3 protein-coding genes and 1 pseudogene are annotated in these 4,221 nt (G+C 71.7%); all 4 read left to right on the top strand.

Features of this window, described 5'->3' with window-relative positions:
• Window positions 1-181 (top strand): annotated as a pseudogene (locus tag VIB55_RS08995) (peptidase S8); the annotation flags it as partial.
• 669 nt (window positions 182-850) lie between these two features.
• On the top strand, window positions 851-2,707 hold the full coding sequence (locus VIB55_RS09000) for a stage II sporulation protein M (RefSeq protein ID WP_331876324.1): 1,857 nt from the start codon (window positions 851-853) through the stop codon (window positions 2,705-2,707).
• A gap of 19 nt (window positions 2,708-2,726) precedes the next feature.
• Window positions 2,727-3,224: a hypothetical protein gene (locus tag VIB55_RS09005; protein WP_331876325.1), complete on the top strand. Its 498-nt coding sequence runs from the start codon at window positions 2,727-2,729 to the stop codon at window positions 3,222-3,224.
• Window positions 3,225-3,312: 88 nt separating this feature from the next.
• On the top strand, window positions 3,313-4,167 hold the full coding sequence (locus VIB55_RS09010) for an RNA methyltransferase (protein ID WP_331876326.1): 855 nt from the start codon (window positions 3,313-3,315) through the stop codon (window positions 4,165-4,167).
• Window positions 4,168-4,221 lie beyond the last annotated feature (54 nt).

A 4,221-nucleotide genomic window follows, 5' to 3' on the forward strand; every position in this document is an offset into this window, starting at 1 on the left:
CGTGACCGGCGTCGCCGCGGTGGTCGCCAGCAAGACGGGCCTGCGCGGCAAGGCGCTGCGCAGCCGCCTGGAGAGCACGGCCGACGACAGCGGCACGGCGGGCTACGACACCAAGTACGGCTACGGCCGCGCGAACCTGTACCGCGCGCTGACCGGCACCTCGCTGGGCGCCGGCCTGTAACCCAGGCACGGCGGAGCGCGCCGGGCCAGCCCCGGCGCCTCACACGAAAAGGGCCCCTCGCGAGAGGGGCCCTTTTCGTTATCGCACCAACGCCGCAGCACCTGCCAAACCGCAGATGTCATCCCGATGGAGCGGCCACAGCGAGCCTGCCCGAACGCCGTGGACGGCAGCGACCGAGGGATCCGCCACACACTTCGCGAGGCGCCCCCCACCTGCCGACCCACCGGCACCCTGGCTCCTCCCTGCCGACCGGGGCTCACCCGCTCCTTGCTTTGAGACCCGGCTCGCCCCTCGCGCCCTGCCATCGTCTTGAGCCGATCCCGGCACGGGCGACTGAAGTCGCTGCAACAAACACACGATGTCCGCCTGCGCGGACTGGCTTGCTTGGGTGTGGAGGAGGTCCGGGGGGCGCGTCCGGGTCTCGTACCAGGGCTCGCGTGCGGGACGGGCCGGTGCACGACCGCAGTGTGTGGCGGATCCCTCAGTCGCTGCGGGGTTTGGCGTGCGGGCGGATGGCGCTTGGCCGCTCCTTCGGGATGACATCGGCGCTCGTCGGCCAATTCGGTGTACGTGCTGCTCCGGCTCGCGCGGTGTCCGGAACGCTCTTACATTCTCCCTGCGCCGCATCGCGCACTCCCGCGATCCATCCCCCCGGTTTCCCGAACGCCGATGGTCCAGGCACCTCCCGCACCCCCGCACGTGATCGCCGACCGGCAGGTGGATGTCGAAACGCCCGAGCACGTGGCCATCGGCTACGAGCTGGCGGACCTGGGCTCGCGCTTCACGGCGCTGCTGCTGGACCTGCTGATCGTCCTGTTCACCAACCTGGCGTTCCTGGCTACCGCCGCCTTCTTCGTGTGGATGGTGGGAGGCAAGAACATGCTGAGCGGGGTGGGATGGGGCATCTACGTCTTCCTGAGCTTCGTGTTCTTCTGGGGATACTTCGCGCTGCTGGAGGGCCTTCGCGACGGGCAGACGCTGGGGAAGAAGTGGATGGGCATCCGCGTGGTGCACGACGGCGGATATCCCGTCACGGTGCGCGCATCCGCCATCCGCAACCTGGTGAAGCTGGGCGTCGACATTCAGCCCGTGGGCTCGTGCGCCATCGGCGGCCTGTCGATGATGCTTCATCCCCAGACGAAGCGGCTGGGCGACATGGCCGCCGGCACGGTGGTGGTGCGCGACCGCACGGGGCAGCCCATCCCCGAAGACAACCCCGCCGCGCCCGACGCGCCCAGCCTGGGGCGCCCGCGGCTGGCCGACGACGAGTTCGCGGCCGTGTCGATGTTCGTGTCGCGGCGGCTTTCGCTGGAGGGCCACGTGCGCGCCGAGCTGTCGCGAAAGCTGATGGCGCGCGTGGAGCATCACGTGGCCGACGATCCGCGCCGGATGCAGGTGAGCCCCGACGCGTACCTGTGCACCCTCCACGCGGACGAGACGGCGCGGCGGCAGGCCTCGGGGGCCGGGGGTCGCGCGGGGACGGCGCAGGCCACGGCCCTGGTCCGGCGGCAGCGGGAAGAGTGGAACGAGTACCAGGCAATGCTGGAGATGGCGCGCAAGCAGGGGCTGGACAAGCTGGGTGAAACCCGCGTGTCGCGCTTCGCCACCCTGTACCGCGGCGTGGCGGCGGACCTGGCGCGCGCCCGCACCTACGGCGGCTCGCAGGAGCTGCTGTACTCGCTGGAGCGCATCGTCGGCAGCGGGCACAACCTGTTCTACCGCCCGCCCGTGCGCTCGTGGCGCCGCTTCCGGGTGTTCCTCGCCGGGGGGTTCGCCGCGCTGGCCCGCCGGCTGTGGCGGCCCATCACCGTGGCCTTGGCGCTGTTCTACGTGCCCGCCGTGCTCAGCTTCGCCGCCATCCGCACCCAGCCCACCCTGGCGCGCGAGATGATCCCGGCGGAGATGATCGCGCGGGCCGAGAACGCGGCCGCCAAGGAGGCCCGGGGCGAGGGCTACTACGACGTCACCGAGGTGGAGATGCCCGGGATGGCGAGCAGCCTGATCAGCAACAACGTGGGCGTGACGTTCACCGCCTTCGCGGGAGGCATCCTGGCGGGGGCCGGAACGGTGCTGATCCTGGTGTTCAACGGGCTGCACCTGGGCTCCGTGGCGGGGCTGTTCGCCAACCACGGGCAGAGCCTTCACCTGTGGACCTTCGTCGCGGGCCACGGGGTCATCGAGATCACCGCCATCTGCATCGCGGGCGGGGCCGGGCTGTGGCTGGGGTCGGCCATCCTGTTCCCCGGCCGCCTCACGCGGCGCGAGGTGCTGCAGCGGCGCGCCCGCGAGGCCGTGTCGCTGATCGGCGGCACCGCCGTCATGCTGATCATCGCGGGGCTCATCGAGGGCTTCATCAGCACCTCGCCCCTGCCGCCCGCCATCAAGTTCACGCTGGCCGCCATCTTCGGGCTGGCGATGGTCTGCTACTTCGCCCTGGCCGGCCACGGTGCGCGCTACCAGGCCGACGCCGCCGCCGCGGCCGAGCGCGACCAGAAGCAGGCGGCGCCCCGGCCCGCAGCCGCCTGACGACTGTCCACGCACACACATGTCCAGGATCCACCTTCGACTCTCCGCCGCCGCGCTTCTGTCCCTGGTTGCCTGCCAGGACGACGCCGGTGCCGACCGCGCCGCGTCCGCCGATTCCATCACCGTCGCGGCGGCCGATTCCGTTCCGCGCGACACGGCATCGCCCACGCCTCCGCCTCCGGTGGACACCGCCGCACGCACGAGCGCCGCGCCCGCGGACGCGAACCTCACCGGGATGGTGACGAAGCTGGGAGAGCGGCGCTACACGATCGACGGCCGCACGCGCGGCGCCACCACGGTGCAGCTGACGGTGGAGGATGGGCACGACGTGCTCTACGGCCCCGTGGACGTTCCCGTCACCGGCGGCAGCTTCCGCGCGGAGGTCACGCTGGAGCCTACCCAGCGGCGCATCGTCTACGCCTACCTGTCGGAGCCGGAGGGAAAGCGCCAGTGGGTGGTCACCATTCCGCTGGACAGCGCGCGCGTGGCCGTCGACGCACGGCCCGAAGGCTCCTGACCGGAACGCCGCGGCCGTCTTCCGCGCGGGATGCACAGGGCGTATGCTACCGGCGGGCGAGCATCGGAAACCGAGCGGAAAGCAGATCGTGAGCGAGACGGGCGGGCAGGAGCAGGCGGCGGGACGCGCGGCGCTGGAGGGCGTAGTGGTGGTCCTGTGGCAGACGCAGGACTACGTGAACATCGCGGGAACCATCCGCGCGATGAAGAACTTCGGGCTCGCCCGGCTGCGGCTCATCCAGCCGGAATCGTGGGATCCATGGCGCATCGAGGGGATCGCCCACGGCACCCACGACCTGGTGGAGCGCACCGAGATCCACGACTCGCTGGAAAGCGCGCTGGGCGACTGCTCGTACGTGATCGGGATGACGGCCCGCTCGCGCCGTGCCAAGCGCGCCGTCACCCGCCCGCGCGAGATCGCGCCGGAGCTGCTGGTGCGCGCGCGGCAGTCGGTGGCGGGAGAGGGCGGCCCGGTGGCGCTGCTGTACGGGCGCGAGGACCACGGGCTGAGCAACGAGGCGCTGGACATGTGCCACCGCACGTGCATCATCCCCACCTCCGAGCACTCGTCGCTGAACCTGGCGCAGGCGGTGCTGGTGATGGCGTACGAGATGTGGATGCAGGCCGAGGGCGCCGACCAGGCGTTCCGCGCCCCGCGCCGCGGCGACGCCCCCCCGGCGGACGTGGCCGCGCTGGAGCGCCTGTTCGACGACACCGAGCGGGCGCTGTGGGCGGTGGACTTCTTCAAGGCGCGGCAGACGGAAACGGTGATGCGGACCCTCCGCGAGCTGGTGCGCCGCGCGGATCCCGACATGCGCGAGGCGGGCTTTCTCCGCGCGATCTTCATCGAGGTGGTGAAGTACGTACGCCGCATCGGCGGGCTGCCGCCCGAGGGGGAGCCCCGCGACTTCCGCTCGGCGCCTCCGCCGGGAGCGCCCGAATAGAGGCGGGAGCGCCGGAATGGAGGCGGAGACACGGAAGCGGGGGGGGGGGGGGGG

The organism is Longimicrobium sp. (assembly GCF_036554565.1).
Taxonomy (GTDB): Bacteria; Gemmatimonadota; Gemmatimonadetes; order Longimicrobiales; family Longimicrobiaceae; genus Longimicrobium.

Coding starts and splice junctions, on each gene's coding strand:
- VIB55_RS09000 (WP_331876324.1), top strand. CDS start 851: ATGGTCCAGGCACCTCCCGCACCCCCGCACGTGATCGCCGACCGGCAG.
- VIB55_RS09005 (WP_331876325.1), top strand. CDS start 2,727: ATGTCCAGGATCCACCTTCGACTCTCCGCCGCCGCGCTTCTGTCCCTG.